At 37.8% G+C, this 365-nt stretch carries 1 pseudogene; it reads left to right on the top strand.

Features of this window, described 5'->3' with window-relative positions:
• Positions 1 to 108 precede the first annotated feature (108 nt).
• Positions 109 to 294, top strand: a pseudogene (locus HWQ36_RS21270) (hypothetical protein); the annotation flags it as partial.
• Between the last annotated feature and the right edge of the window lie 71 nt (positions 295 to 365).

Raw genomic sequence — 365 nt, 5'->3', positions numbered from 1 at the left:
GTCATTTGTCATTTGTCATTTGTCATTTGTCATTTGTCATTTGTCATTTGTCATTGGTAAGTACAAATGACAAGTGATGCAGGCTGTTAAAACAGTGACGAAGCTATGGAACCTATGAATTTTGCTGAAGTAATTGCTCAAACAGATGTTGAAATGCAGCGATTAGGCTGGACCAAAGACCAGGGACGGGAGCATCTCAAAAAAACTTATGGAAAGCGATCGCGTACTTTACTGACAGAATTTGAATTATTAGACTTTCTCCAATACCTTTACCTTGTATCTCAACCGACGCCAACATTACACGAAATTTTGATTGCCAAAATTAATGTTGAAATGCAGCGATTAGACTGGACAACAGAGCATAT

Origin of the sequence: Nostoc sp. NMS2, assembly GCF_017115105.1 — a bacterium.
In the GTDB taxonomy this organism is placed as follows: Bacteria; Cyanobacteriota; Cyanobacteriia; order Cyanobacteriales; family Nostocaceae; genus Nostoc.
The sequence above is the reverse complement of the archived record's forward strand: the minus strand, read 5'-3'. Positions and strand labels throughout refer to the sequence as shown.